General features: G+C 70.4%; 1 pseudogene. It reads right to left on the bottom strand.

Going from position 1 to position 371, the window contains the following annotated elements:
- Positions 1 to 371 (bottom strand): annotated as a pseudogene (locus tag EN852_RS36290) (hypothetical protein); the annotation flags it as partial.

The raw sequence follows: 371 nt of genomic DNA, 5'->3' as shown, positions 1-371 counted from the left end.
CGCGCCTCGTCCGAAAGCGCGCGCAATGGGGCCAGTCCCAGGCGCGCGATCCAGTAGCCGAGGCCGGCCACCAGCAGCACGCCCAGCCCGCCGGCAACCCAGAGCGCCACGGCGAAGCGCTGCAAGGCATGCGTGTACGGTTCGGAGTCGATACCGATCCACAGGTCCACCGCCGGCCGCACGCCCTTGCCGGGCACGCGCTCATACAGCGTACGCAGCGGATGCTGGCCCTCGCGCTGCAGCGTACCCATGCCGCTGTCGTGGCCATTGGGTGGCTGCACCTGTGGGCGCTCACCACCGATGCGGAAGGTCGGGTCGTCACTCCAGGCCCAGACCAGCGTGTCGCGGTCGCCGGAAATCAGGTTCCCGAC

The organism is Mesorhizobium sp. M2E.F.Ca.ET.209.01.1.1 (assembly GCF_004010375.2).
In the GTDB taxonomy this organism is placed as follows: domain Bacteria; phylum Pseudomonadota; class Alphaproteobacteria; order Rhizobiales; family Rhizobiaceae; genus Mesorhizobium.
The sequence above is the reverse complement of the archived record's forward strand: the minus strand, read 5'-3'. Positions and strand labels throughout refer to the sequence as shown.